The following is a 25,131-nucleotide window of genomic DNA, read 5'->3' on the forward strand; positions in this document are numbered from 1 at the left end:
TGGCGACGCTCAGGCGGCGGCCAGGCCCTTGAGGAACACCCTGGCCGTCTCCGCCACGCGCCGGCCCAGCTGTTCGGCGGTGGCGATGTCGGCCTTGTGGACGGCGTCCGGGCCCTCGTCGGCGTTGGTCTGAGCGGCCGCGCCGATGAAGACACCCAGGCGGTTCAGGTCGTGCTCGGAGCCGGTGCTGCTGTTCCAGCCCGGGAGCAGACCGAGGCTGACCCAGTGCATGCCGAGCTGCGCGGCGAGGATCTGGAAGTACTGCAGGGTGTGCAGCTTGTCGCCGCTCTTGGACGCGGAGTTGGTGAAGCCCGCGGCCAGCTTGTCCTTCCAGGCCTGGGTGGCCCAGCGCTTCGAGGTGGCCTCCGCGAAGACGTGGAAGGCGCCGGACGCGGTGCCCATGTAGGTCGGCGAGCCGAACACGATGGCGTCCGAGCGGTCCAGGACCGCCCACTGCTCCTCGGTGATCTCGTCGACCTTGATCAGATGCACCTCGGCACCGGCCTCGACGGCACCGGCACGGACGGCCTCGGCGATCACGGCGGTGTGGCCGTAGCCGGAGTGGTAGGCGAGGGAGACGACAGGGGTGGTCACGTGAGAACTCCTGGAATAGGCAGGTCGCTAACGATGACCAAAGGAAAGCACTAACTTCTGGTTAGTGCAACCTGTCGGTTAGCGCTGTGCTGGCGTAGGCTGAGCACATGACCACCACCCAGGAGCTCACGGAGGGGCTCGACGACCTCCCGTACAACGTGTTCGCCAAGGCCTGTCCGTCGCGCGGCACGCTGGAGCACATCACGGGCCGCTGGGGCGGCCTCACGCTCGGCGCCCTGTACGAGGGCTCGCTGCGCTTCAACGAGCTGCGCCGACGCGTCGACGGGGTGAGCGAGAAGATGCTGTCCCAGACGCTGCACGCCCTGGAGCGCGACGGCCTCGTCCACCGCGAGGCCCAGCCGACCAACCCGCCCCGGGTGGACTACGAACTGACGCCGCTGGGGCGCCAGGTGGCCGAGCGGCTGCTCGCCCTGATCCACTTCGTGGAGGGCAGCATGGACGAGGTCCTGGCCGCGCGCGAGCGGTACGACTCCGCTAGGGCGTGACCCGCGGCGGCCGCTGGCACGTCGGGCAGTAGTAACTTGACCGGTTCATCCACGGCCGCCGCCGCATGGGCGTGCCGCAGCGCCGGCAGGGCAGGCCCTCACGGCCGTACGCGTCGAGCGACCGGTCGAAGTACCCCGACTCGCCGTTGACGTTGACGTACAGGCTGTCGAAGCTGGTGCCGCCCACCGAGAGGGCCGCGTTCATCACGTCCCGCACATGGCCCAGGAGCATCAGGGTGCGCGGGCGCGTGAAGGTGGCGGTCGGACGCTCGTAGTGGATGCGGGCGCGCCACAGGGCCTCGTCCGCGTAGATGTTGCCGACGCCGCTGATCAGCGACTGGTCCAGCAGGGCCCGCTTGATCGTGGACCGCTTGCGGCGCAGCGCCTGGTGGAAGGCCTCGTCGTCGAAGAGCTCGTCGAGCGGGTCCCGGGCGATGTGCGCGATGACGTCGGGCAGACCGTCGGGGGTGGTCTCGTGCAGCGAGAGGCCGCCGAAGGTGCGCTGGTCGACGAAGCGGAGTTCGGTGTCCAGGGTGTCCGTGAAGCGGACGCGGATGCGCAGGTGCTTCTCGTCCGGGGCCGTGTGCGGCTGCACCAGCAGCTGGCCGCTCATGCCGAGGTGGGCCAGGATCGACTGGTCCGTGTCCTCCAGGGGCAGCCACAGGTACTTGCCGCGGCGACTGGGCACGCCGATGCGGTGGCCCTTCAGGCGATGCGCGAAGTCGTCCGCGCCCGCGAGATGGCGGCGCACCGCGCGCGGGTGCAGCACCTCGGCCTCGGCGACGGTCCGGTGGGCGACCCACCGCTCGAGACCTCGCCGTACGACCTCGACCTCGGGCAACTCGGGCATGGGGTCCCCCGTCGCATACCTGTGGATGACGCGAGCGCCCGCCCCGGGCAGGGGCGGGCGCTCGGGTGCGCTGTGCGTGCCGCCCCCAAAGAGGGGCGGCGGCGGTCAGCCGCCGGCGGGGCCGTCGGTAACCGTCCTGGCGGCCTGAGCAGCTGCCGTCTGCGTCTCCTCGGCGGCCTTCGCCGCCTTGGCACGCTCGTCCGCGGCGGCCCGGATGGACCGCCATGCGGACTCGGCGGCCTGCTGCTCCGCCTCCTTCTTGCTGCGGCCGGTGCCGGTGCCGTACGAGACGCCTCCGACGCGGGCGGCAGCAGTGAAGGTCTTCTCATGGTCGGGGCCGGTCTCCGTGACCAGGTACTCGGGAACACCGAGCCCCTCGGTCGCGGTGAGCTCCTGGAGACTGGTCTTCCAGTCCAGGCCGGCTCCGAGGTTCGAAGACTTTTCGATCAGGGGGTCGAACAGGCGGTGCACCAGCTCCGCCGCCGAGTCCAGTCCCTGGTCGAGGTAGACCGCGCCGATCACGGCTTCCAGCGTGTCGGCGAGGATGGACGCCTTGTCCCGGCCGCCCGTGCCCTCTTCGCCCCGGCCTAGCCGGATGAAGGAGCCCAGGTCGAGCCCGCGGCCCACCTCGGCGAGCGCACGCGAGTTGACCACCGCGGCCCGCAGCTTGGCCAACTGGCCTTCTGGGAGGTCGGGGTGGGTGCGGTACAGCGTGTCCGTGACCACGAGGCCGAGGACGGAGTCCCCGAGGAACTCCAGGCGCTCGTTGGTCGGCAGACCGCCGTTCTCGTATGCGTACGACCGGTGGGTCAGTGCGCGTACCAGAAGGGCGGACTCGAGCTTGTACCCGAGCCGCCCTTCCAGAAGCGTGTGGGACGAGGCCTGGTTGTCCGCCGGAGCACTCCCGCTCGCGCGGGAAGACTTGTTCTTTGGCGTGGACACAGTGCCTCTCACCAGCCGCTCAGACCTCGAGGACCTGGCGCTTGTTGTAGGTGCCGCAAGACGGGCACGCGATGTGCTGCTGCTTGGGCTCGTGGCAGCGCTCGCACGCAACCAGGGTGGGGACCGCAGCCTTCCACTGCGACCGGCGGTGGCGCGTGTTGCTGCGCGACATCTTCCGCTTCGGAACAGCCACGGCTACTTCTCCTGCTTCTCGTCGACGCCCGCTTCCGCTTCGGCGCCGCTCATCTCGTCCTTCTCGCCGTCCTTCATGGTGCCGGCGAGTCCCTGCAATGCCGCCCAACGGATGTCGACGGCGTCGTGGTGGTGGTCCGGGTCGTCCGCCAGCCGCGCGCCACACTCGGCGCACAGACCGGGGCAGTCTTCCCGGCACACCGGCTGCATCGGCAGTGCGAGCACCACCGCATCACGCAGCACGGGCTCGAGGTCGAACAAGCCGTCCTCGAGGAAGAGCCTGTCCTCGTCGTCCTCGGCGTCGTCGCCCGGCTCCGCGATCACGCGGCCCCGGTCGTCGGCGTCAGGGTACGAGAACATCTCCTGGAACTCCGCTTCGAGCTCCTGCTCGAGCGGCTCCAGACACCTTACGCACTCCCCTTCGGCCGCGGCACGGGCGGTGCCTGTGACGAGCACCCCTTCCATGACCGACTCCAGGCGGAGTCCGAGCTCCACCGGGGCGCCTTCCGGCACTCCGATGACTCCCTTGAGACCGAGGTCCTTGGGAGCGTCGACCGTGCGGGTCAGGCGCTGCAGCGCACCAGGCCGCCGGCCCAGCTCGTGCGTGTCGAACACGAGGGGGTTGCGGTGGTCGCGGCGGGCGTTCAGGGCCATTCCTGCTTTCGATCTGGTGAGCTCGGGGGATGCTGCCCTTCGGTGTTCCCGGGCAGCGTTGATCGCGGACGTACGCGCGACCGAAGAGCCAGGATACTGGACCTTTCGCTGTCGGCCCAATCCGGTCCTCAGCCCTGGCCCCGACCCTGCTCGTAGGCCCGCAACTGCTCGGCGCTGATCATGCCGGTGTCGAAGAGGCTGGTCTCGTCGAGGGCGTACCCCTGCTGGGCGTGGTGGCCCTGCTGCTGCGCCTGCTGCTGGGCCTGGTTCGGGTCGTAGGCCGCCTGCTGGGGGTCGTAGCCCTGGTACGCGTAGGGATCGGCGTGCTGGTAGCCGTAGGGGTCCTGCTGGGCCGCGTAGGCCTGCTGCGGGTAGCCGCCGTACGGATCCTGCTGCTGGACCGGGTCGCCTCCCGCCGGGGCGTAGCCGGCGGTCGGGGCATACGCCGGCTGTGCGTAGTCCTGCTGCGGGGCGGGCTGCCCGGCCGGGGTCTCCTGCTCGGCGAGGGCGGCCAGGTCGGCGAGGTAGTCGGCGTCGCTGGAGTGCTGGACGGTGCTCGCGTCGTCGGCGAGGGAGCCGAGGTCGTCGGTGGCGATGCGGCCGTGCAGTTTCTGGCGGCCGCGGCCGACGGCCTCCAGCGTCTTGGCGAGGACCGCCTCGAAGGCACCCAGCTTGACGTCGACGTACTCGTCGGCGCTGCGGCGCTGGGTCTCCGGGTCGTGGCTGCGCTCGGGGGCGTCCTCGTCCTCGTAGCCCTGCTCGTCGACGCCGGGGCCGGTGCCCAGGAGCTTCTCGCGGCCGCGGCCGACGGAGCCCAGGGTCTTGGTGAGGACGACCTCGAAGTTGGCGAGCTTGGAGTCGACGTACTCGTCGGCCTCGGCGCGGATCTCCTCGGCCTCCTGGCGGGCCTCGGCGAGGATCCGGTCGGCCTCGGCCTGGGAGCGGCGGGCGACCTCGGTGCCGGAGATCAGCGAGCCCCGCTCGGCGTGCGCGCTCTCGATGATCTGCTGGGCCTCGTGGCGGGCCTGCTCGACCATCTGCTCGCGTCCGCCGATCAGCTCCTGGGCCTGGGCGAGGGAGTCGGGCAGGGCCGCGCGCACCTCCTCCAGCAGCGCGAGCAGGTCGGCGCGGTTGACCACGCACGAGGCCGACATGGGCATGGACCTGGCGCCGGAGACCGCGGAGACGATCTCGTCGAGCTTCTTCTGCACGTCCACCGTGTGCTCGCCACTCTCTACAGATGCGTTGGAGACGGACGGGACGACTGTACGGCCATGGGGTCCACGCCGAACACCGGGTGACGGGCAGTCAGTCCCCGAAGGGACGACAGGGGCCGGTTCAGTCCTTCCTCAGACGCTCGGTGAGCTCACCGAGGACCTCGGCCGGGACCAGGTGGGAGACGTCGCCGCCCCAGGTCGCGACCTCCTTGACCAGGGAGGACGACAGGAAGCTGTAGGTGGGGTTGGTGGGGATGAAGAGGGTCTCCACGCCCGAGAGGCCGTTGTTCATCTGGGCCATCTGCAGCTCGTAGTCGAAGTCGCTGACCGCGCGCAGGCCCTTGACGATGGCGGGGATGTCGCGCTGCTTGCAGAAGTCGACGAGCAGGCCGTGGAAGGCCTCCACGCGGACGTTGCCGTACTCGGCGGTGACCCGGCGGATCAGGTCGATCCGCTCCTCGATCTCGAACAGGCCCTTCTTGGCCTGGTTGATCATCACCGCGACATAGACCTCGTCGTACAGCCTGGAGGCGCGGGAGATGATGTCGAGGTGTCCGTTGGTGATCGGGTCGAACGACCCGGGACAGACGGCGCGGCGCACTTGTGATCCCTCGCTCTCCGGTCCGGTCATCGTGCGTCTTCGCACGTAGAGGCGGCGCGACCGTACCAAAACGTTCCCTCGCCGTAGCGACGGGCCCTCAGGGGTTCGAAGCCTGCGGGCCACCGGAATTCACCGCCTCTGGTGCTGCGCTCCACGGTGACGAGGGCTTCCTCGGCGAGCCAGCCCTCGGTGCGGAGTGTGAGGAGGATCTCCCGAAGATCGTCGTCGGTGACGGCGTACGGGGGGTCGAGGAAGACGAGGTCGTAGGGGTCGCCGGGGGGTGTCGTGCGGATGATCTGTTCCGCTTTGCCCGCTCTGACCTCGGCGCCGGGGAGGCCGAGGTTCTTGACGTTCTCGCGGACCGTTCGGACGGCCTTGGCGTCGGCTTCGACGAGGAGGGTGTGGCCGGCGCCTCGGGAGAGGGCCTCCAGGCCCACGGCGCCCGAGCCGGCGTAGAGGTCGAGGACGCGTTCGCCGTCCAGGGGGCCGCCGAGGAGGGATTGCCAGGTGGAGAAGAGGCCTTCGCGTGCGCGGTCGGAGGTGGGGCGGGTGCCGGTGCCGGGCGGTACGGCGAGTCGACGTCCGCCGGCTGTGCCGGCGATCACGCGGGTCATCTGTGGTCCTTGGTCGTGGGCGGCTTCAGGTATCAGTGTGGCTGGTCGCGCCCGCGCGGCGGTAGCCGCATATGAGTTACAGCCCCGCGCCCCTCCAGGAGGGTCAGTCACCCTCACCCCTTTTCCAAGTACTGCTCCCTCTCCTCGTCCAAAAGGGCGTCCAATGCCGTCCGGAGCGCGGGCAGGTGAGTCAGCTCCGGGTCGGCGGCCACTACCGCCGTCGCTTCCTCCCTCGCCTCCGCGATGATCTCCTCGTCCTCGATGACGGCGAGGACCTTCAGGGAGGTCCTGGCGCCCGACTGGGCCTGGCCGAGGACGTCGCCCTCGCGGCGTTGTTCCAGGTCGATGCGGGAGAGTTCGAAGCCGTCGAGGGTGGCGGCGACCGCGCCCAGGCGCTGGCGGGCCGGGCTCGCCTCGGGCATCTCGGTGACCAGGAGGCAGAGGCCGGGGGCCGAGCCACGGCCGACGCGGCCGCGCAGCTGGTGGAGCTGGGAGACGCCGAAGCGGTCGGCGTCCATGATCACCATGGCGGTGGCGTTGGGGACGTTGACGCCGACCTCGATGACCGTCGTGGCGACCAGGACGTGGGTCTCGCCGGCGGCGAAGCGGCGCATGACGGCGTCCTTGTCGTCGGGGTGCATCCTCCCGTGGAGCACCTCCACCCGCAGGCCCTGCAGGGGGCCCTTGGACAGGTGGCCGGCCACGTCGAGGACGGCGAGGGGCGGGCGCTTCTCCGCCTCGTCCTCCGGGGACTTCTTCTTGGCGGACTTCTTGGGGTCGTCCTCCTCGTCGCCGATGCGGGGGCAGACCACGTAGGCCTGGTGGCCGTTCTCCACCTCCTCGCGGACCCTTTCCCACGCGCGGGACAGGAAGTGCGGCTTGTCGGCGGCCGGGACCACATGGCTGGCGATCGGCGAGCGGCCGGCCGGGAGCTGGTCGAGGACGGAGGTCTCCAGGTCGCCGAAGACGGTCATGGCGACCGTGCGCGGGATGGGCGTGGCGGTCATGACCAGCAGATGCGGGGGCTGTTTGCCCTTGCCGCGCAGGGCATCGCGCTGCTCGACGCCGAAGCGGTGCTGTTCGTCGACCACGACCAGGCCCAGGTCGTGGAACTGCACCTTGTCCTCGATCAGCGCGTGCGTGCCGATGACGATGCCAGCCTCGCCGGTGGTGAGGTCGAGCAGGGCGTGCCGCCGGGCGGCCGCTCCCATGGAACCGGTGAGCAGCACGACCTTGGTGGCCTGCTCGGCCCCGCCCAGCATGCCGCCCTCGGCCAGCTCGCCCATCATCTCGACGATCGACCGGTGGTGCTGCTGCGCGAGCACTTCGGTGGGCGCGAGCATGGCGGCCTGCCCGCCCGCGTCGACCACGGCGAGCATGGCGCGCAGGGCGACCATGGTGTTGTGGGTGACCGTGAAGTTGTCGGTGACGTAGGCATGGCTGGGGTGGGCGACGCTGATGCACTGGACGGGCTTCCGCCCCACGTACTCGACCGCCCGGATGCCGCGCCGGAACGTGTGGTACTTCGGCCTCGGACGCACGCGATCTGCTTTGCGGGTGAGCCGGAACGGGGCATACGCGTCCGGCAGCGACACCTGCACGTTGTACGCGGCTTTCTTCGGCAGGACGCGTGCCCGGCCTCCCAAAGAGCGCACGAGCCATGCGACGTCCTCCGCGAGCCGGCGTGAAGCCGAGCAAAGGGAGATGCTCAGGCCGTCGGCCTGGACGGTGCCGTCCATGTCCAGGAGCCCTTGCAGGACGGCGAGACGGTCCTTGATCGAAGCGTTTTTGAAAGCCGGAGGGACGAACTTGTCGTGGGACGTCCTTCCCCAGAGGCCCAACTCGCGCAAGACCTGGATGACCGGATTCCGCACGCCTCCAGCACGTTGCTTGAGCTGGATCGTGTAGTCACAGTGGGACCCCTTCACCGGTACCAGCCGGCAATCAGGCGCCACTGCCGCCGCCACCGCCTCACGGATCTCGTCGTCGATGATGGAAAGACGGAGATTGTGCCGGAATGAACCATCCCCCAACAGCAGCCCGATCAGGTAAGGGTCGAGGGGCAGCCCGTCGTCACCGCCGAGGTCGACCGGCTGCGCAGGCGGGATGTACCACTTAGAGGACCCGTTGGCCTTGAACGTGTCGAGACGGATCTCCCGGGCCGTCATGACCTTGGGAGTCTGGCCACGGTGCCAGCCACAGCTCGTGCCGACGATCCAGAGATGCTCGTCGTCGCACTCGACGGAACTCCCGTCGGACAGGACCAAGCGCCACACATCGCGCTCACCCTGCGGGAAGACACCATCGATCAGCCCGATGCCTCCGTCCGGCACCACCACCTCGTCACCCACCCGCAGATCTCCCATGCGGCGGAAGCCCGAAGGTGTGAGCACCTGCGCGTCGAGGGGCTGGGCCTTGCCCGAACCGACCTCCCCCTGCAACAGCCGGTGCATCGGATGGTCGGTGGCCAGGTCGTCGAAGATCTCTCTCGAGACGCGCTGCTGGCCGTCGGTGAGGGTGAAGGGGAGGCGGGCGTCGAAGGCGGTGAGGAGGCCGGCGGGGGCCGGCTTGCGGGGGACGGCGGGGAGTTGGGCGTCCGCGTGGCGGCGGCGGGCCAGGGCGACCTGGAGGACGAAGGCCTCGTCCCACTTGAGTCGGGAGCGGGCGTCCTCGATGTCGGCCTTGGTGTGCGGGCGGTGGATCTTGAGGAGGGCTTCGGGGAGCGGGACCAGGCCGCGGCCCTCGCGCAGGGTCTCCGGGAGCGGGTCGACGGCCTCCTGGGCGGTGGGCAGCACCGTCTGGATCGCCTTGCCGATCTTCCAGGACTCGAGCTTGGCGGTGGCGGGGTAGATCGGAATCAGGGCGCCCGCCCAGGTCTCGACGGACTCCGCCGGATCGTCGTCGGTACCGCGCAACAACTCGTAGGCCGGGTGTGCGAGTTGGAGGCGGCGGTTGAAGACGGAGACCTTGCCCGCGAACATCGCGCGGGTGCCCGGCAGGAGTTCCTTGTGGGGCTTGTGGACGCCCGCGCCGAAGAAGACCAGTTGGAGCCGGCCGCTGCCGTCCGTGATCGTGACCTCCAGGCGCTGGCCCTTGCCGCGCGGGGCCTTGGCGGAGGCGAAGGTGTGCAGGCGGGCGTCGGCTACCTGCGCGACCACCGTGACGTGCTCGTCCATGGGGAGGTCGGCGAGGTGGGTGAGCTGGCCGCGCTCCTCGTATCTGCGCGGGTAGTGGTGGAGGAGGTCGCCGACGGTGAGCAGGCCGAGGTGCTCGGCCATCACCTTCGCGGTGGCGGGGCCGAGCACCGACTTCAGCGGTTGTCGCAGGGGTTCTTCCAGTGCGGGCACGAGATCCATTGCACACCACGCCACTGACAATGGCTTCCAGGCCGCGGCCGGATCGCCGTAAAGATCCCGGAAACCCCTGGTCAGGCGGCTGGTTCGGGCCTTAGGATGACGCGCTCCCGGCCCTCTTTCGCGGTCACCGCCCCACCGGGACCGCCCGACCCCGCGCCGTCGCGAGTCCCCCCACCGGCGCCGTGAAGATGGACTCCCAGACCTCACAGGCATCCCAGCCCTCCCCTTCGCCCCAGTCACCTCATACGTTCCAGGTCGACCTGCGTGGTCTGGTGGACCTGCTCTCCCACCACCTCTACTCCAGTCCCAAGGTGTATCTGCGCGAGCTGCTGCAGAACGCCGTGGACGCCGTCACAGCCAGACGCACGGACGAGCCCGGCGCCCCTGCCCGGGTGCGGCTGTACGCCGAGGGCGGCGCCCTGCGTGTCGAGGACACCGGCGTGGGGCTCACCGAGGCGGACGTGCACAGTCTGCTGGCCACCATCGGGCGCAGTTCCAAGCGCGCCGAGGGGCTGGAGGAGGCCCGGTCCGACTTTCTGGGGCAGTTCGGCATCGGGCTGCTGGCCTGTTTCGTGGTCGCGGAGCGGATCCGGGTCGTCAGCCGCAGTGCCCGTACGCCCGGGGCGCCGCCGGTGGAGTGGACGGCGTCCGACGACGGTTCCTACACCGTGCGGACGCTGCCGGACGCCGAGCGGCCCGAACCGGGCACGACCGTGCATCTGGTGGCCCGGGCGGGGGCCGCGGAGTGGCTGGCGCCCGGGCGGGTCGCGGAGCTGGCCCGGGACTTCGGGTCGCTGCTGCCGTACGACGTCCGGGTCGGCGACGAGGCGGTCACCGACCTTCCGGCGCCCTGGGACCGGCCGTACCCGGGCCCGGCCGCGCGCCGCGTCGCCCTCGCCCGGCACTGCCACGACCTGTTCGGCTTCACCCCGCTGGACACGATCGACCTGTCCGTGCCGCTGGCCGGCATCCGCGGGGTGGCGTATGTGCTGCCGTCGGCGGTGAGCCCGGCCCAGCGTGCCGGTCACCGGGTGCACCTGAAGGGCATGCTGCTGACCGAGCGGGCCGAACAGCTGCTGCCCGACTGGGCGTTCTTCGTGCGCTGTGTGCTCGACACGGACAGTCTGCGGCCCACGGCGTCCCGCGAGGCGCTGTACGAGGACGAGACGCTGGCCGGGGTGCGGGAGGCGCTGGGCGAGCGGATCCGGGCCTGGCTCACCGGGTTGGCGGCCGGTGAGCCGGAGCGGCTGGCGGCGTTCCTCTCGGTGCACCACCTGGGTGTGAAGTCGCTGGCCCGGCACGACCGGGAGATGCTGCGCACGATGCTGCCGTGGCTGCCGTTCGAGACGACCGACGGGCGGCTGTCCCTGGAGGAGTTCGCGCAGCGGCATCCGGTGGTGCACTTCACGCGGACCGTCGAGGAGTACCGGCAGGTCGCGCCGATCGCGTCCGCGCAGGGCATCGGCGTGATCAACGGCGGCTACACCTACGACAGCGAGCTGGTTCAGGCGCTGCCGTCGGTGCGGCCGGGCACCGTGGTCGCCGAGCTGGACGCGGAGACGGTCACCGCGCATCTGGACGCGGTCGACCCGGCCGAGGAACTGGCCCTGTCGGGCTTCCTGGCGGCGGCCCGGGCCCGGCTCGACCCGCTGGGCTGTGACGTCGTGCTGCGGTCCTTCCACCCGCTGTCCGTGCCCGCGCTGCACCTCGACGACCGGGACGCCCGGCACGAGCAGGCCCGGGCGGACGCCGAGGCGCAGGCCGACGACCTGTGGGCGGGCATCCTCGGCTCCCTGCGGGGCAGCGCGCCCCGCGCGCGTCTGGTGCTGAACCATCTCAACCCGCTCGTGCGGCGGATCAGCGCGCTGCCCGACCCGGAACTGATCGGCACGGCCGCGGAGTCGCTGTACGGGCAGGCGCTGCTGATGGCGCAGCGGCCGCTCAGGCCGGCCGACTCGGCGCTGCTCAACCGCGCGTTCATCGGTCTCCTGGAGTGGGCCACGCACAGCGAGGACGGTCAGGCATGAGCGAGATCACGGACTTCGACGCCCTGCGCGAGGCGATGGCGGAGAACTCCGGGCAGCCGGAGGGGCCGGCCCGCAACACGCGCGCGGAGGAGCTGCTGACGGCGGCCGAGAAGCTGAGCATCCCGCTCGCCGTGATCGAGGCGCTCGGGCACCAGCTGAAGGTCTACAACTACAGCTCCGAGAAGGGGAAGATGTTCGTCCCCTTCGCGCGGCTGCTGCGCATGTGGGACGAACGGCCCGAGGACTTCGACGAGTACGAGACCCACTCGCTGCACTGGGTCTTCAAATGGGTCTCGGCCGGCATGCTCGACCAGCCGCACATCCCGCTGGCGTCGATCGAGAAGTGGCTCGGCGAGATGGAGCACCGCTACCGGCTCGCCGGGCACTCCGAGCGGGCCGTGCGCAGCGCCGAGCACAGTGTGGCCGCGCATGTCGGGGACGTGGCGCGGGCCGAGCGGGCGTACGCCGCGTGGCTGGCCGCCGACCGGGACGCCATGGCCGACTGCCACGCCTGCGAACTGCACGGCCAGGGCTGGTGGCAGGCGGAGCGGGGGCGGGACGCCGAGGCGCTGGAGCTGTGGCGGCCGGTGCTGGAGGGCGAGTACGCCTGCGCCCACGAGCCGCACACGGCCCTCGCGTCCTCCCTGGTGCCGCTGTTGCGGCTGGGCCGCCTCGACGAGGCCCGGGCCTGCCATCTGCGGGGCTTCCGGCTCGTCCGGGCGATGGAGAGCATGCGCGGCGCGTACGCGGACCACGTGGAGTTCTGCGCGCTGACCGGCAACGAGGCGCGGGGCCTGGAGCTGCTCGCGGAGCGTCCGGCGTACTTCACGGACGACGGGCAGCCGCGGAGCAGGCTGGACTTCATGAGCGTGGTGGCCCTGCTCATGGACCGGCTGACCGTGCTCGGGCTGGGCGACCGGCAGGTGCCGGGTCCGGCCGGGCGGGAGTGGACCGCCCGCGAACTCGCCTCGCACGCGCGCGGGGAGGCCCTCGCCCTGGCGGCGCGCTTCGACGAACGCAACGGCACGGCGCACGTGAGCGAGCGGGCACGCGCGCGTATGGCGCGGCAACCACTGGTGGAGCGGCTGCCACTGGGCGTGCGGTCGGTACGGCCGGCTCCCCCGCCCGCTCCCGCCGCGGCGCCGGTTCCCGTCACCGGGCGGCCGGACCTGCCCGCGCTGCTGGCCGAGGCACGGCGGCTGTCGGACCACCTGCGGCCGAACGCCGTGGAGGCGTGGGCGGCGGCCGCCGAGGCCGCGGAGGGCGTCGAGCTGGACCCGCGCGACCGTGCCGAGATGGCCGACCACGAGGCGATGGCCCTCGGCGCCGAAGGAGCCGACCTCTTCGAACACGCCGCCGGGCTCTACGCGGAGGCGGGCGACCCGGGCGAGGCCCTGGCGGCACGCGCGCGTGGGGCGTACGTCCGTGCGCTCGCGGGTGACGTGGACGGCGCCGCGGTGGCGGTGACCGGCCTCTACGACGAGGTCCTCGCGCTGTACGCCGCCGACGGCACGGGGATACGGCAGACGGCGTCCGTCGTGATGAGCCGGGCGCGGATCCTGACGCGCCGCGCGCACGCCGGTGAGGGCGACGGGGCGGTCCTCGCCGAGGCCGAGGCCGCCGTACGGGAGGTCCTCGCACTCGTCGACGGGCGGACCGGCCAGGACGTGCGGCTGGCCGCGCGGATCGCCGAGGCGCAGGCGATGCTCGGGGAGCTGGCGGGGCTGGCCGGGGATCTGGAGACGGCCGCGGAGCTGTTCGCGCGGGGCGCGTCGGCGTTCGTCGCGGCGGGGCTGCCGTGGTTCGCGGTGGAGTACGAGGCCCGGCTGGCCTCCCTCGCCCACCACCTCGGCGACGTGGCGGAGGCGGAACGGGCGCTGCGGGCGGCCCTGGAGCACGGCGGACAGCAGCTGGAGGCGCCCGGGCGGGCCCAGCTGCACCTCCAGCTCGGGGAGGTCGTGGGCGGCCGGGGCGACGCCGTGGAGGCCGCCGAGCACGCCCTGGAGGCCGCCCACTGGGCCGACGAGGCGGGCGAGTCGGCGACGCTGGGTGCTTGGGCGCGACAGCAGCTCGGCGGGTTCCTGCTGCGGCAGGGCCGGTGGGCCGAGGCCGCGGAGGTGTTGGAGGCGGCCCTGCCCGACCTGAGCGCCGAGACGCACGGCGACGGGGCGGTCGTGCAGACGCAGTGGTGGCTCGGTGACTGTCTGAGCGAGCTCGGCGAGCACCGCGCCGCCGCCGAACGGCGCCTGCAGGCCGCCGAGATCGCCCGGCACTGGCCCGAGCAGCACGATCACGCGACCCTCGCCCATCTGGCCGGGGAGTCCCTCGGGCAGGCCGGACTGGCGGCCGAGGCGAACCAGGCCTACGCCCGCGCGGGCGACCTGTGGCGCGCGCTCGGCAACACCCACGGCCTGATCCGCTCCCTGCGCGCCCGCGCCTGGCTGGCCCTGCGGGCGGAGGACGGGCTGGACGAGGCGCGCGGCCTGATGGCGGAGGCGGTCCGGGAGTGCGAGGCGGCACGGGAAGCGGCGTCCGACGAGGAGTCCCGGCAACAGCTCGTCGCCGAACTCGGCCACACACATGGACAGTTCGGCGACCTGCTGGCCCGGTCCGCCGTCGAGGACGCCGAGGATGCCCCGGTCCGGGACCTGTTCGAGGAGGCGCTGGCCCAAGTGGTCCAGGCGGTCGGCGTGTTCGCCTCCCTCGGGGACGGCGCCCTGCACAGCCGCACCGGCGCGGAACTGGCCGCGGGCCGGCTGGAGGCCGACCTGGACCGCCCCGCCGACGCGGTGGCACGCGCGCGTGCGGTGCTGGCGGCGTACGAGGGGTACGACGGCGCGGTGACGGGCGACGGGGACGGCGAGGCGGTGCGGGCCCGCCGCGCGGAGGCGGAGCAGCTGCTCCACCTGTTGACGGAGCGGCCGCACTGAGGAGACGCCCGCTCGCCGCACGCGGAAGGCCCGCCCTACTCCACGCCGATGAGGAGCAGGGCCCCCTGTCGTCCGCCCCGGTAGACGACCGTGTCGACGGCGAGGTACCCCTCGCGGACCCGGCCCTCCAAGTGCCCGGCGACGGTGTCGGGGACGTCGTCGCCGAGGACCAGGGTGACCATCTCGCCCCCGGCCGAGAGCATGCGGTCCAGGACGGCCTCGGCCGTCACGGCGAGGTCCGATCCGATCACGGCCACGTCCCCGTCGATCAGGCCCAGGACGTCACCGGCCTGGCAGATGCCGGCCATCGTCCAGGACTGGCGTTCGGCGATGGTGACCTCGGCGTAGCGGGTGGCCCCGGCGGCGGAGGTCATGGACACGACGTCCTCGTCGAAGCGGCGGTCCGGCTCGTGCACGGCCAGCGCGGCGATGCCCTGGACCGCCGAGCGGGTCGGGATCAGAGCCACCCGGACGCCCTCCGTGCGGACCTGCTCGGCGGCCGCAGCGGCGGTGTGGCGCAGGTCGGCGTCGTTGGGCAGCAGCACGACCTCGCGCGCGTGGGCCCGCCGTACGGCCTGGACGAGCTCGCCGCTCGCGGGCGGTTCCCCGGGGCGGGCGAGCACGGTGGTCGCCCCGGCCTCGGCGTACAGCCCGGCCAGGCCCTCGCCGGGCACGACGGCCACGACGGCCCGCTGGGCGCGCTCCCGGGGCGGCCGCTCGGCCCCGGTGGTGTGGACGTCGCCGGCGCCGAAGTGGGTGATGCGGATGCGGTGGGGCCGCCCGGCCTCGATGCCGGCCTCGACGGCGGCGCCCGCGTCGTCGACATGGACGTGGACGTTCCACAGCCCGTCCCCGCCGACCACGACGAGGGAGTCCCCGAGGGCGTCGAGCCGCCCCCGCAGCCGCTCCACGGCCTCGTCCTCGGCCTCCAGCAGGTAGATCACCTCGAAAGCGGGCCCCTCCTGGCCCGGCACGACGGCGGCGCTGTCCGCACACTCCCCCGGGGCGCCGTCGGCAAGGACCTGGCCCTCTGCGGGTTCCACGCGCGCGTGGGGGACCCCGGCGGGCCCGGTGCACGCGCTTGCCGCCACCGCCCGTGCCCTCTCCCCCGTGAACGTCTCCACCAGCGCCCCGAGCACCGCGACCAGTCCCCGCCCGCCGGCGTCGACCACCCCGGCGCGTTCCAGGACGGGCAGCTGGCCCGGGGTCGCGGCGAGTGCCGTGCGGGCTCCGTCGTAGGCCGCCCGGGCCACGGTCCCGCAGTCGCCCTCCGCGCCGTCGGCCGCGTCGGCGGCGGCCGAGGCGACCGTGAGGACGGTGCCCTCGACGGGGTGGGCGACGGCCCGGCGGGCGGAGTCGGCCGCGTGCCGCAGGGCGAGCCGCAGGCACCGGCCGTCGGCCCGGGCGGTGTCGTCGTCCGCCAGCACCTGGGCCATGCCGCGCAGCAGCTGGGCGAGGATCGTCCCGGAGTTCCCGCGAGCGCCGATCAGGGCGCCGTGCGCCATCGCCCGGGCGGCGTCGGCGAGCGTCGGCTCTCCCGCGCCCCCGGCGTCCGTGCCCTCGGCTCCCGCGAACCCGATGTCCGCGCTCCCGGCACCCGCGCTCCCGGCACCCACCGCGGCTTCGGCCCCCGCCGCACTCCCGGCACCCACCGCGGCTTCGGCCCCCGCCGCGTGCCCCGCGAACACCGCCTCGACCGCCGCGACCGCCGACTCCACGGTCAGATACAGGTTGGTGCCGGTGTCGCCGTCCGCCACCGGATAGACGTTGATCGCGTCGATCTCCTCACGCGCCCGCCCCAGTGTCTCGAGCGCGAGACCGCACCAGGTGCGCACCGCGAGAGCATCGAAGAATGTCTGCGGCACCTGCGCCACTACGCCTCCCTGAGCTGCTGGACGTGGCTCGCAGCGTAGACCCCGGGGCGGTGTCGACCGGAAGAGGGAGGGGCCGGGCCCCTGAGCTGCCATGGTAGTTTCGTTCTACGGGTGCAGCCGTTGTATGCTGCTCCGGTTGCCCGATCTGATCGGGCCTTCCCCCTGGCAACGCCACTCAGATTTCGACCGGCTCCTTACAGAGCCCGAGAATCTTGATCCCGGCCTGCCGGGATCAACCGTAAGTGCATCTGAAGTCTTTGGAGTGACCCGTGGCTGCCAACTGCGACGTCTGCGGCAAGGGGCCGGGCTTCGGCAACAACATCTCGCACTCGCACCGCCGTACGCCCCGTCGCTGGAACCCGAACATCCAGCGTGTGCGTACCGTGGTGGGCGGGACGCCGAAGCGCGTGAACGCTTGCACCTCGTGCATCAAGGCCGGCAAGGTCTCGCGCTGACGCTCAGCTAGCGCGCAACCACTGCTGGTTCGCTGCAGAGCCGGTCCACCTCTGGTGGGCCGGCTCTTTGCCGTGCCTGTAAGACCTGCCGGGGTGCGGTGGCCGTGCCTCCGCACCCCGGTTGCTATACGTCACCGCGGAAACGCCAGCCGTGATCCACCGGCCCGATCCCCCCGCCGAGCGCGAACCCGGCCACGACGGCCCCCGTGACGTACTCCTTCGCCGCCGCCACCGCCTCCGGCACGGACCGCCCCTTGGCGAGCCCGGAGGCGATCGCCGAGGCGAGCGTGCAGCCGGTGCCGTGGGTGTGGCGGTTGTCGTGCCTCGGCGCCCGCAGCCAGTGCTCCTCGGAGCCGTCGGTGAGCAGATCGACGGCGTCCCCGGGCAGGTGTCCGCCCTTGATCAGCACCCAGCGCGGCCCGTACTCCAGCACGGCCGCCGCGGCCCGGCGCATCTCCCGCTCCGACTCGACCCGTACGCCGGTGATCTGGGCCACCTCGTCGAGGTTCGGCGTGGCGACCGTCGCCACCGGAAGCAGCTTCGAACGGACCGAGTCCAGCGCGGAGGCGGCGAGCAGGGCGTCGCCGTGCTTGGAGACGCCGACCGGGTCGACGACCGCCGGGGCGTCCGTCCCCGCGATCAACTCGGCGACCGCCTCCACGAGTTCCGCGGAGGCCAGCATCCCGGTCTTGACCGCCTGGACGCCGATGTCGTCGACGACACTGCGGTACTGGGCCCGTACGGCCTCCACGGGCAGTTCCCAAGCCCCCTGCACGCCGAGGGAGTTCTGCGCGGTCACCGCCGTCACGACGCTCATGCCGTGCACGCCGAGCGCGAGCATCGTCTTGAGGTCGGCCTGGATGCCCGCACCTCCGCCGGAGTCGGAGCCCGCCACCGTGAGGACGTTGGGGATCACGACTCTATGTCCCCGAAGTGGTCCCAGCCGCCCTTGCTGGTCCACGGCGCTCCGTCGACCGTCACCTGGGGCAGCGCCGAGGGGTTGAGGACCTCGCCGATGACCTTCCAGCGGGCGGGCAGCTTCACGTCCGGCGGGAACGTCGCCACGATCGCGTGGTCCTCTCCCCCGGTCAGCACCCACTGCATGGGGTCGACCCCGACGGCCTGCCCGATGTCGTTCATCTGGGACGGGATGTCGATCGCGCCGGAGCGGATGTCGATCCGCACCTTGCTCGCCTCGGCGATGTGCCCGAGGTCCGCGATCAGCCCGTCGCTGACGTCGCACATCGCAGTCGCCCCGAGCCCGGCGGCGGCGGGACCCGCGTGGTACGGCGGCTCGGGCCGCCGGTGCGCCTCCACGAACGCCCGCGGCGAGCGGAACCCCCGGGACAGCACCGCGTACCCGGCGGCCGACCAGCCCAGCCAGCCGGTCACCGCGACGAGGTCGCCGGGCTGGGCGCCCGCCCGCGTCACCGGCTCCTGGTTGCGCAGATCGCCGAGCGCGGTGATCGACACCATGATCGAGTCGCCGCGTACGACGTCACCGCCGACCACGGCCGCGCCCGCCACCTGGCATTCGTCGCGCAGGCCGTCCATCAGTTCGCTCGGCCAGGTCACCGGCAGCTCGGCCGGGACGACCAGACCGAGCAGCAGCGCGGTCGGAACGGCGCCCATGGCGGCGATGTCGGCGAGGTTCTGCGCGGCCGCCTTGCGGCCCACGTCGTAGGCCGTCGACCAGTCCCGCCGGAAGTGCCGGCCCTCCACCAGGATGTCCGTGCTCGCCACGACCCTGCGGTCGGGTGCGGCCACCACGGCGGCGTCGTCGCCGGGGCCGACCCGGACCGCCGGGGTGGTGGTCAGACGGGAGGTGAGCTCCCTGATGAGCCCGAACTCACCGAGCTCACCAACAGTGCCCTTCATTGCCCTTTCTCCCCTTCTGTCCCTGTCCGTGCCCGGTCGCGAGGCATCTCGGTCCTCGCTACGGTCGAAGTGACCGTCAAGTTCTGCCGGACCTGCACCCCGGCGCGCACATCCCGGTCCCCGCAGGTCTCCCCGCGGCGAGCGGCGACGCGATACCGTGGCGTTCCTTTTCCCCACATGATCCTCGTGGCCGCCCTGGAGGTTCCGTGGTACAGGCGTACATCCTGATCCAGACCGAGGTCGGGAAGGCCTCGGTCGTCGCCGAGACGATCAGCAAGATCCCTGGGATCATCCAGGCCGAGGACGTGACGGGACCCTACGACGTCATCGTGCGGGCCCAGGCCGACACCGTCGACGATCTCGGCCGCATGGTGGTCGCCAAGGTCCAGCAGGTGGACGGCATCACCCGCACCCTGACCTGCCCGGTCGTCCATCTGTAGCCCCCGTCTACCCTGTGCCGGTGAACTCTTTCCGTCACCGGCACCGTTGTGTCTTCCGCGTGTTCCGCCTGCCCGCTGTCGCGCTGTTGATCACTGTTGCGGGCTGCTCCTCAGCAGACGACAGCGCGTCGGCGGCGGTTCCCAGTCCGGACGCGAAGGTCGCGGAACTGTGCCGGAACCTGGACAAGGTACTGCCCGCGAAGGTGGACGGTGAGCGCCGTGCGGATCCCGAGCCCGCGTCGGCGCTGACGGCGGGCTGGGGCAGCCCGGCGATCATACTTCGCTGCGGTGTACCGCAGCCGCCGAAGATGGTCGACCCGAAGGTGGCGGACGGGCGGGATCCGGATGCGGTCGCCGGGGGTGTGAACGGCGTCGACTGGCTGATGGAGAGCGAGGACGGCGGCGGGTACCGGTTCACCACCGCCAACCGCGAGGCGTACGTCGAGGTCCGGGCGCCGAAGGGCGTGGACAGCTCGGGTGTGCTGATCGATCTGGCCGCGGCCGTGAAGAAGGCGATCCCCGAGGGGATCGCCTCCTGAGCGCCGGGCGTTGAGGATTCAGCGCAGGCCGGTCGACCTGCGCAGTGCCGCCTGCACCAGCAGGTCGATGAGCTCCGGGTAGCTCACCCCGCTCGCCTGCCACATCTGCGGGTACATCGAGATGGGCGTGAAGCCGGGCATCGTGTTGATCTCGTTGATCACGAACTCGCCGTCCTCGGTGAGGAAGAAGTCCGCGCGGACCAGGCCCTCGCAGGACGCCGCGTCGAACGCGTCGACCGCCAGGCGCTGGACCTCGGCCGTCTCCTGAGGGGTGAGGGGCGCCGGGACGAGCCCCGGGGTGGAGTCGATGTACTTGGCCTCGAAGTCGTAGTACGCGTGCGTCTCGGGCGGGGGGATCTCCGCGGGGAGGGAGGCCCGGGGGCCGTCCTCGAACTCCAGGACGCCGCACTCGATCTCGCGGCCGCGCAGCGCGGCCTCCACGAGGATCTTCGGGTCGTGCCGCTGGGCCTCGGTGATGGCCTCGTCGAGGCCGGAGAGGTCGTCGACCTTGGTGATGCCGATCGACGAACCGGCCCGTGAGGGCTTCACGAACAGCGGCCAGCCGTGCTCGCCGGCGAAGTCGACGATCTTCTTGCGGGCGGCCGCCTGGTCCTGCTCCCACTCACGCGGGCGCACCACCACGTACGGGCCGACCTTCAGCCCGAACGAGGTGAACACCCGCTTCATGTACTCCTTGTCCTGGCCCACGGCCGAGGCGAGCACGCCCGAACCCACGTACGGGACGCCGGAGAGCTCCAGGAGGCCCTGGAGGGTGCCGTCCTCGCCGTACGGGCCGTGCAGCACCGGGAAGACCACGTCGACCTCGCCGAGCGCCTTGGGGACCGATCCCGGCTCGCTGTAGACGACTTCGCGGCTGGCGGGGTCGACCGGGAGGATCACCGCGCCCTCGGCGGACTCGGCGAGCAGGTCGACGCTCGGCGGGCGCCGGTCGACGATCGCCATCCGCTCCGGTTCGTCCGCCGTGAGCGCCCAACGCCCGTCCTGGGTGATGCCGATCGGCAGGACGTCGTACTTCGTCCGGTCGATGGCCTTGAGGACGGCGCCGGCCGTGACCACGGAGATCCCGTGTTCGGAGCTGCGCCCGCCGAACACGACGGCCACACGCGGCTTGCGAGGCGGCTGCTCGGGACTCTGGGGGAGGTTCTCGGTGCTCATATCGGGTTGAGAGTACCCGTTGGTAGGGCCACTGGTAAGCGCCGTCGGCATCGCGTCGCTCAGCGTCGTTCGGGCTTCGCGCTGCGCGACATCAGCTCCTTGAGCGCCACTACCGGGGGCTTGCCCTCGTGCACGATTCCGACGACCGTCTCCGTGATCGGCATGTCGACGCCGTGCCTGCGGGCCAGATCGAGCACCGACTCGCAGGACTTGACGCCTTCGGCGGTCTGCTTGGTGACCGCGATGGTCTCCTGGAGGGTCATGCCCTTGCCGAGGTTGGTGCCGAAGGTGTGGTTGCGCGACAGCGGCGAGGAGCAGGTGGCCACCAGGTCGCCCAGGCCCGCGAGTCCGGAGAAGGTCAGCGGGTCGGCGCCGAGCGCCATGCCGAGCCGGGTGGTCTCGGCGAGGCCGCGGGTGATGAGGGAGCCCTTGGCGTTGTCCCCGAGGCCCATGCCGTCCGCGATGCCGACGGCGAGGCCGATGACGTTCTTCACGGCTCCGCCCAGTTCGCAACCCACCACGTCCGTATTGGTGTACGGGCGGAAGTACGGCGTGTGGCAGGCGGCCTGGAGCCGCTGCGCGACGGCCTCGTCGGTGCAGGCGACCACGGCCGCGGCCGGCATCCGCGCGGCGATCTCCCGGGCCAGGTTGGGCCCCGTCACCACGGCGATCCGGTCCGGGCCGACCTTGGCGACGTCGTCGACGACCTCGCTCATCCGCATCGTGGAGCCGAGTTCGACGCCCTTCATCAGCGACACCAGGACCGTGTCGGGGGCCAGCAGCGGGCTCCACTCGGCGAGGTTGCCGCGCAGGGTCTGCGAGGGCACCGACAGGACCGTGAAGTCGGCGTCCGCGGCGGCCTCGGCGGGATCGGTGGTGGCCCGTACGTTCTCCGGGAGCTCGACGCCCGGGAAGTAGTCGGGATTGGTCCGCGTGGAGTTGATCGCCTCCACGACCTCGGGGCGGCGCGCCCACAGAGTGACCTCGCACCCCGCGTCGGCGAGCACCATGCCGAAGGCCGTACCCCACGAACCGGCGCTCAGGACCGCCGCCTTGACCGGCTTGCTCACTTGCCCAGCCCCTCTTCCTGCACGGTCTGTCCGGACTTCTGGTGCGTCTGCGCCTGAGTGCGGCGCCGCTGCTCGATCCGCTCCGTGCGCGGGTCGTACGGCGTCTCCGGCGCCTTCTCGCCGCGGATCAGCTCCAGCTGTTCGGTGACGGCGGCCATGATGACCTCCGTGGCCTCCTTCAGCAGCTCCGCGGTCATGTCCCGGTCGTAGAACCGCGCGAGGTCCACGGGCGGCCCGGCGAGCACGCGGTGCGTCTTGCGCGGCAGCAGATGCGGCTTCTTCGCGTACGGCGGCAGCAACTCGTTGCAGCCCCACTGCGCGACGGGGATCACCGGGCACTTGGTCTGCAGGGCGACGCGCGCGGCCCCGGTCTTGCCGGTCATGGGCCAGCCGTCCGGGTCGCGGGTGAGGGTGCCCTCGGGATAGAAGGCGACGCATTCCCCCCGGTCCACGGCGTCGATCGCGGCCCGGAAGGCGCTCAGCGCGTCCGTGCTCTCGCGATAGACGGGGATCTGCCCGGTGCCCCGCATCGCGGCTCCGACGAATCCCTTCTTGAAAAGCCCGCTCTTCGCGAGGAATCGCGGGACGCGCCCGGTGTTGTACTGATAGTGCGCGTAAGCGAAGGGGTCGATGTGCGAATTGTGGTTCACCGCGGTGATAAATCCACCCTCTGCCGGAATGTGCTCCATTCCACGCCAGTCCCGCCTGAGCAGAACCACCAGCGGCGGTTTGCAGATCACCGCGGCGAAGCGGTACCAGAAGCCGATTCTGCGGCGGGGCACGCGGACACCTTCCTCTAGGGCCTGAAAGCCGGGGCCACGGGGGGCCGCACAAGTGTCGCCCCAGGCCGCCGGTCTGTCGAGAACACCGTACGCCCCGGCCCGCCACCCGCCCGATGCCCCGGGTGACAATGAGCGCGACAAGAGGAGGACGGAACACCCGTGCAGTGGACCCTGGTCGTACCCCTGAAGCCCCTGGCCCGGGCCAAGAGCAGGCTTGCGGACACCGCGGACGACGGGCTGCGGCCGGACCTGGCACTGGCCTTCGCCCAGGACACGGTGGCGGCCGCGCTGGCCTGCCCGGCGGTAGGGGATGTGGCAGTCGTCACGGACGACGCCCGGGCGGGCCGGGAGCTGACCGCACTGGGCGCCGCGATCATCGCCGACGAACCGGGCGGCGGCCTCAACGCCGCCCTCGCACACGCGACGCGGGTCGTACGGTCCGCGCGCCCGGCCCGGGCGGTGGCCGCACTCAACGCCGATCTGCCGGCCCTGCGCCCCGTGGAATTGTCCCGGGTACTCGATGCCGCCGCCGAATTCCCGCGCGCATTTCTCCCGGACGCCGCCGCAATCGGCACGACCCTGCTGGCCGCCGCCCCGGGCCGCGAATTGCGCCCGGCTTTCGGCACGGATTCCCGGGCCCGGCACCGCGCCTCCGGGGCGGTGGAACTGCCCCTGACCGCGGTGGATTCCGTTCGCCAGGACGTGGACACCGGCGATGACCTGCGCAGCGCGCTGGCCCTGGGGGTCGGCCCTCATACGGCCGCGGCCGCCGCGCGGTTGCTGATTCCCGGGCAGTAGGCTGCGGCCATGCAGGCGACCGCGTACACGTACGACCCCGAAAGCCGCAGCGGGCAGGTGCTCCTGGACGACGGCACCCCGGTGCCCTTCGACGCGGCCGCGTTCGACGCGGGGGGCCTCAGGCTGCTGCGCCCGGGCCAGCGGGTCCGTATCGAGGTGGAGGGCGCCGAGGACGCGCTCCGGATCACCCTGGTGACCCTGCAGACCCTCTGATCACACACCGAACACGCCGCGGGCCGGACTCCATGCGGAGTCCGGCCCGGCGCGTGAGTACCCCAGCGCCCTTACTTCTTGCGGGCGGTGGTCTTCTTGGCGGTGGTCTTGCGCGCCGTCGACTTCTTGGCGGGCGCCTTCTTGGCCGTGGCCTTCTTCGCCGGGGCCTTCTTCGCGGTGGTCTTCTTCGCGGCGGTGGTCTTGGACGTCGCCGTGGTCTTCTTGGCGGGCGCCTTCTTCGCCGTGGTCTTCTTCGCGGCCGCGGTCTTGGTGGTGGCCTTCTTCGCCGTCGTCTTCTTGGCGGTGGTCTTCTTCGCGGCGGCCGACTTCGTGGTCGCCTTCTTCGCGGCGGCCTTCTTGACCGTCGCGCCGGCACCGCCGGTCAGGCTGCCCTTGGGCGCCTTCTTGACGGAGACCTCGCCGCCACGCGGGAGCTTCTTCGAGCCGCTGACCAGGTCCTTGAAGCCCTGACCGGCGCGGAAGCGCGGAACGGAGGTCTTCTTGACCCGAACCCGCTCGCCCGTCTGGGGATTACGGGCGTACCGGGCCGGGCGGTCGACCTTCTCGAACGAACCGAAGCCGGTGACCGAGACCCGCTCACCCGAGACGACCGCGCGGACGATGGCGTCCAGTACATGGTCGACAGCGTCGGCGGCCTGCTGACGGCCGCCCATCTTGTCGGCAATCGCTTCTACGAGCTGCGCCTTGTTCACGTCTTCCCCTTCGGAGACATCGCCAGAACGAAAGTGTTCAAGCTTTTTCGCACGTTAGGCAGATATATACCGCAAATCAAACACGAAACGGGCTTATCACCCTTGTGCCGCAACGAACTCGACGGTGTCGAAGGGTTCAGCGTTCCTCGTCGGGGAGACGTCCCTCGTCGAGGTCCGCGGTGAACCGCTCCAGTCGTCTTGCCGCGTCGGCGAGATCGTGCTTGGCCGCGGCCGTAATGACCAGCAGCTTCCGGGTCAGCGCCATCCGTACGCCCTCCGGGACTTGCAGTGCGCGCACTCTTGTGTGCGCTTCCTTGAGTTGGTCCGCGACTGCCGCATAGAGCTCGAGTTGGCCGTCGTGTTCCATGCACAGATTGTGCCATCTGGGGCGAGTTGTCGCCTGCGCAGGGGACAACTGCCGCCTCCGACGGCCTTCCCGGCACACGTGGAAGTCACGGCTGTACCCCTCGCGTACCCCAGCAACCACCTGCTTAACGTGGGAAGTTGGCAGCTGAACAGCGGGTGGGCAGGGCCGTTCGGGTGCAGACACGGCTGTACCCCCGATCGGGCTGATCGGGGGTACAGAGGGGGTGTTGCGGTGGCCGAAAGTCGCCTTGTTCTCAGGCAGCCGGTCGTGCCCGGGTCAGACCGGGAGGGTCCGCGGCTTGAACGTGGGGCGCTTCGCCTCGTACGCGGAGATGTCCGCCTCG

At 71.6% G+C, this 25,131-nt stretch carries 25 protein-coding genes; 8 read left to right on the forward strand and 17 right to left on the reverse strand.

Annotation, left to right across the window (positions count from 1 at the left end):
• Window positions 1–9: 9 nt before the first annotated feature.
• Complete coding sequence (locus IE153_RS37890) at window positions 10–594, reverse strand: flavodoxin family protein (protein WP_189594222.1); 585 nt, start codon at window positions 592–594, stop codon at window positions 10–12.
• A 107-nt stretch (window positions 595–701) separates the two neighbouring features.
• Between IE153_RS37890 and IE153_RS37895 the strand changes: the two genes are divergently transcribed.
• Window positions 702–1,100, forward strand: coding sequence for a winged helix-turn-helix transcriptional regulator (locus IE153_RS37895; RefSeq protein WP_189594223.1), 399 nt, complete (start codon window positions 702–704; stop codon window positions 1,098–1,100).
• Here IE153_RS37895 and mutM read toward each other — a convergent pair.
• From mutM to IE153_RS37935, 8 genes are all read right to left on the reverse strand, one after another.
• Window positions 1,090–1,950: a bifunctional DNA-formamidopyrimidine glycosylase/DNA-(apurinic or apyrimidinic site) lyase gene (mutM, locus tag IE153_RS37900; protein ID WP_189594224.1), complete on the reverse strand. Its 861-nt coding sequence runs from the start codon at window positions 1,948–1,950 to the stop codon at window positions 1,090–1,092. The two genes, IE153_RS37895 and mutM, sit on opposite strands and share 11 nt — an antisense overlap.
• Window positions 1,951–2,055: 105 nt before the next feature.
• Entirely contained in the window at window positions 2,056–2,904 is an 849-nt protein-coding gene (gene rnc, locus IE153_RS37905; RefSeq protein WP_189594225.1) for a ribonuclease III, read from the reverse strand.
• Window positions 2,905–2,911: 7 nt separating this feature from the next.
• Window positions 2,912–3,085: a 50S ribosomal protein L32 gene (gene rpmF, locus IE153_RS37910; protein WP_003951102.1), complete on the reverse strand. Its 174-nt coding sequence runs from the start codon at window positions 3,083–3,085 to the stop codon at window positions 2,912–2,914.
• A 2-nt stretch (window positions 3,086–3,087) separates the two neighbouring features.
• Window positions 3,088–3,738, reverse strand: a complete 651-nt coding sequence (locus IE153_RS37915) for a YceD family protein (protein WP_189594226.1) — start codon at window positions 3,736–3,738, stop codon at window positions 3,088–3,090.
• Between the two features lie 128 nt (window positions 3,739–3,866).
• Window positions 3,867–4,955, reverse strand: a complete 1,089-nt coding sequence (locus IE153_RS37920) for an ATP synthase subunit B family protein (protein ID WP_189594227.1) — start codon at window positions 4,953–4,955, stop codon at window positions 3,867–3,869.
• Window positions 4,956–5,076: 121 nt separating this feature from the next.
• Window positions 5,077–5,556, reverse strand: a complete 480-nt coding sequence (gene coaD / locus IE153_RS37925) for a pantetheine-phosphate adenylyltransferase (protein ID WP_185012222.1) — start codon at window positions 5,554–5,556, stop codon at window positions 5,077–5,079.
• A gap of 26 nt (window positions 5,557–5,582) precedes the next feature.
• A complete protein-coding gene (gene rsmD, locus IE153_RS37930; protein WP_189594228.1) occupies window positions 5,583–6,170 on the reverse strand; it encodes a 16S rRNA (guanine(966)-N(2))-methyltransferase RsmD in 588 nt (195 codons plus the stop codon).
• Between the two features lie 113 nt (window positions 6,171–6,283).
• Complete coding sequence (locus tag IE153_RS37935; RefSeq protein WP_189594229.1) at window positions 6,284–9,526, reverse strand: helicase-related protein; 3,243 nt, start codon at window positions 9,524–9,526, stop codon at window positions 6,284–6,286.
• A 188-nt stretch (window positions 9,527–9,714) separates the two neighbouring features.
• Between IE153_RS37935 and IE153_RS37940 the strand changes: the two genes are divergently transcribed.
• Both IE153_RS37940 and IE153_RS37945 read left to right on the forward strand, forming a co-directional pair.
• Window positions 9,715–11,553 (forward strand): HSP90 family protein, encoded by a 1,839-nt coding sequence (locus IE153_RS37940; RefSeq protein ID WP_189594230.1) that lies wholly within the window; start codon window positions 9,715–9,717, stop codon window positions 11,551–11,553.
• Window positions 11,550–14,483: a tetratricopeptide repeat protein gene (locus tag IE153_RS37945; RefSeq protein ID WP_189594231.1), complete on the forward strand. Its 2,934-nt coding sequence runs from the start codon at window positions 11,550–11,552 to the stop codon at window positions 14,481–14,483. The genes IE153_RS37940 and IE153_RS37945 overlap by 4 nt, the downstream gene beginning before the upstream one ends.
• Window positions 14,484–14,518: 35 nt before the next feature.
• On the opposite strand, the gene IE153_RS37950 is transcribed toward IE153_RS37945, so the two are convergent.
• Complete coding sequence (locus IE153_RS37950; RefSeq protein WP_189594232.1) at window positions 14,519–16,357, reverse strand: DAK2 domain-containing protein; 1,839 nt, start codon at window positions 16,355–16,357, stop codon at window positions 14,519–14,521.
• A 269-nt stretch (window positions 16,358–16,626) separates the two neighbouring features.
• Between IE153_RS37950 and rpmB the strand changes: the two genes are divergently transcribed.
• Window positions 16,627–16,812 (forward strand): 50S ribosomal protein L28, encoded by a 186-nt coding sequence (rpmB, locus tag IE153_RS37955; protein ID WP_004924906.1) that lies wholly within the window; start codon window positions 16,627–16,629, stop codon window positions 16,810–16,812.
• Window positions 16,813–16,936: 124 nt separating this feature from the next.
• Here rpmB and thiD read toward each other — a convergent pair whose 3' ends face one another.
• Together thiD and IE153_RS37965 are read right to left on the reverse strand one after the other, a co-directional pair.
• Window positions 16,937–17,728, reverse strand: coding sequence for a bifunctional hydroxymethylpyrimidine kinase/phosphomethylpyrimidine kinase (thiD, locus tag IE153_RS37960; protein WP_189594233.1), 792 nt, complete (start codon window positions 17,726–17,728; stop codon window positions 16,937–16,939).
• Window positions 17,725–18,690 carry a thiamine-phosphate kinase gene (locus IE153_RS37965; protein WP_031106940.1) on the reverse strand — a complete coding sequence of 322 codons (966 nt, stop codon included), beginning with the start codon at window positions 18,688–18,690 and terminating at the stop codon, window positions 17,725–17,727. Before IE153_RS37965 ends, thiD begins: the two co-directional genes overlap by 4 nt.
• 206 nt (window positions 18,691–18,896) lie before the next feature.
• Here IE153_RS37965 and IE153_RS37970 point away from each other — a divergent pair, with 206 nt between their 5' ends.
• Together IE153_RS37970 and IE153_RS37975 are read left to right on the forward strand one after the other, a co-directional pair.
• Window positions 18,897–19,130 (forward strand): Lrp/AsnC family transcriptional regulator, encoded by a 234-nt coding sequence (locus tag IE153_RS37970; RefSeq protein ID WP_031106939.1) that lies wholly within the window; start codon window positions 18,897–18,899, stop codon window positions 19,128–19,130.
• 20 nt (window positions 19,131–19,150) lie between these two features.
• Complete coding sequence (locus IE153_RS37975; RefSeq protein ID WP_229829360.1) at window positions 19,151–19,669, forward strand: DUF3515 domain-containing protein; 519 nt, start codon at window positions 19,151–19,153, stop codon at window positions 19,667–19,669.
• A gap of 18 nt (window positions 19,670–19,687) precedes the next feature.
• Here the strand turns inward: IE153_RS37975 and IE153_RS37980 are convergent, their stop codons facing one another.
• The 3 genes from IE153_RS37980 to IE153_RS37990 are packed head-to-tail and all read right to left on the reverse strand — an operon-like array spanning window position 19,688 to window position 22,697.
• On the reverse strand, window positions 19,688–20,845 hold the full coding sequence (locus tag IE153_RS37980) for a D-alanine--D-alanine ligase family protein (RefSeq protein WP_189594234.1): 1,158 nt from the start codon (window positions 20,843–20,845) through the stop codon (window positions 19,688–19,690).
• 59 nt (window positions 20,846–20,904) lie between these two features.
• A complete protein-coding gene (locus tag IE153_RS37985; RefSeq protein ID WP_189594235.1) occupies window positions 20,905–21,915 on the reverse strand; it encodes an NAD(P)H-dependent glycerol-3-phosphate dehydrogenase in 1,011 nt (336 codons plus the stop codon).
• Window positions 21,912–22,697: a lysophospholipid acyltransferase family protein gene (locus IE153_RS37990; protein ID WP_189594236.1), complete on the reverse strand. Its 786-nt coding sequence runs from the start codon at window positions 22,695–22,697 to the stop codon at window positions 21,912–21,914. Before IE153_RS37990 ends, IE153_RS37985 begins: the two co-directional genes overlap by 4 nt.
• 159 nt (window positions 22,698–22,856) lie before the next feature.
• Between IE153_RS37990 and cofC the strand changes: the two genes are divergently transcribed.
• A complete protein-coding gene (gene cofC, locus IE153_RS37995) occupies window positions 22,857–23,495 on the forward strand; it encodes a 2-phospho-L-lactate guanylyltransferase (RefSeq protein WP_189594237.1) in 639 nt (212 codons plus the stop codon).
• Window positions 23,496–23,504: 9 nt separating this feature from the next.
• A complete protein-coding gene (locus IE153_RS38000) occupies window positions 23,505–23,708 on the forward strand; it encodes a hypothetical protein (RefSeq protein WP_031106931.1) in 204 nt (67 codons plus the stop codon).
• Between the two features lie 71 nt (window positions 23,709–23,779).
• Here the strand turns inward: IE153_RS38000 and IE153_RS38005 are convergent, their stop codons facing one another.
• Together IE153_RS38005 and IE153_RS38010 are read right to left on the reverse strand one after the other, a co-directional pair.
• A complete protein-coding gene (locus tag IE153_RS38005) occupies window positions 23,780–24,421 on the reverse strand; it encodes an HU family DNA-binding protein (RefSeq protein ID WP_030851950.1) in 642 nt (213 codons plus the stop codon).
• Window positions 24,422–24,557: 136 nt separating this feature from the next.
• Window positions 24,558–24,788: an SCO5555 family protein gene (locus tag IE153_RS38010; RefSeq protein WP_030851947.1), complete on the reverse strand. Its 231-nt coding sequence runs from the start codon at window positions 24,786–24,788 to the stop codon at window positions 24,558–24,560.
• Window positions 24,789–25,131: the final 343 nt, after the last annotated feature.

The organism is Streptomyces massasporeus, from assembly GCF_014648995.1.
In the GTDB taxonomy this organism is placed as follows: domain Bacteria; phylum Actinomycetota; class Actinomycetes; order Streptomycetales; family Streptomycetaceae; genus Streptomyces; species Streptomyces massasporeus.

Excerpts from the sequence above, each read along its gene's own strand:
- IE153_RS37895 (WP_189594223.1), top strand. The coding sequence starts at position 702 with ATGACCACCACCCAGGAGCTCACGGAGGGGCTCGACGACCTCCCGTAC.
- mutM (WP_189594224.1), bottom strand. The coding sequence starts at position 1,950 with ATGCCCGAGTTGCCCGAGGTCGAGGTCGTACGGCGAGGTCTCGAGCGG.
- IE153_RS37915 (WP_189594226.1), bottom strand. The coding sequence starts at position 3,738 with ATGGCCCTGAACGCCCGCCGCGACCACCGCAACCCCCTCGTGTTCGAC.
- rsmD (WP_189594228.1), bottom strand. The coding sequence starts at position 6,170 with ATGACCCGCGTGATCGCCGGCACAGCCGGCGGACGTCGACTCGCCGTA.
- IE153_RS37935 (WP_189594229.1), bottom strand. The coding sequence starts at position 9,526 with ATGGATCTCGTGCCCGCACTGGAAGAACCCCTGCGACAACCGCTGAAG.
- IE153_RS37940 (WP_189594230.1), top strand. The coding sequence starts at position 9,715 with ATGGACTCCCAGACCTCACAGGCATCCCAGCCCTCCCCTTCGCCCCAG.
- IE153_RS37945 (WP_189594231.1), top strand. The coding sequence starts at position 11,550 with ATGAGCGAGATCACGGACTTCGACGCCCTGCGCGAGGCGATGGCGGAG.
- IE153_RS37965 (WP_031106940.1), bottom strand. The coding sequence starts at position 18,690 with ATGAAGGGCACTGTTGGTGAGCTCGGTGAGTTCGGGCTCATCAGGGAG.
- IE153_RS37980 (WP_189594234.1), bottom strand. The coding sequence starts at position 20,845 with ATGAGCACCGAGAACCTCCCCCAGAGTCCCGAGCAGCCGCCTCGCAAG.
- IE153_RS38000 (WP_031106931.1), top strand. The coding sequence starts at position 23,505 with ATGCAGGCGACCGCGTACACGTACGACCCCGAAAGCCGCAGCGGGCAG.
- IE153_RS38010 (WP_030851947.1), bottom strand. The coding sequence starts at position 24,788 with ATGGAACACGACGGCCAACTCGAGCTCTATGCGGCAGTCGCGGACCAA.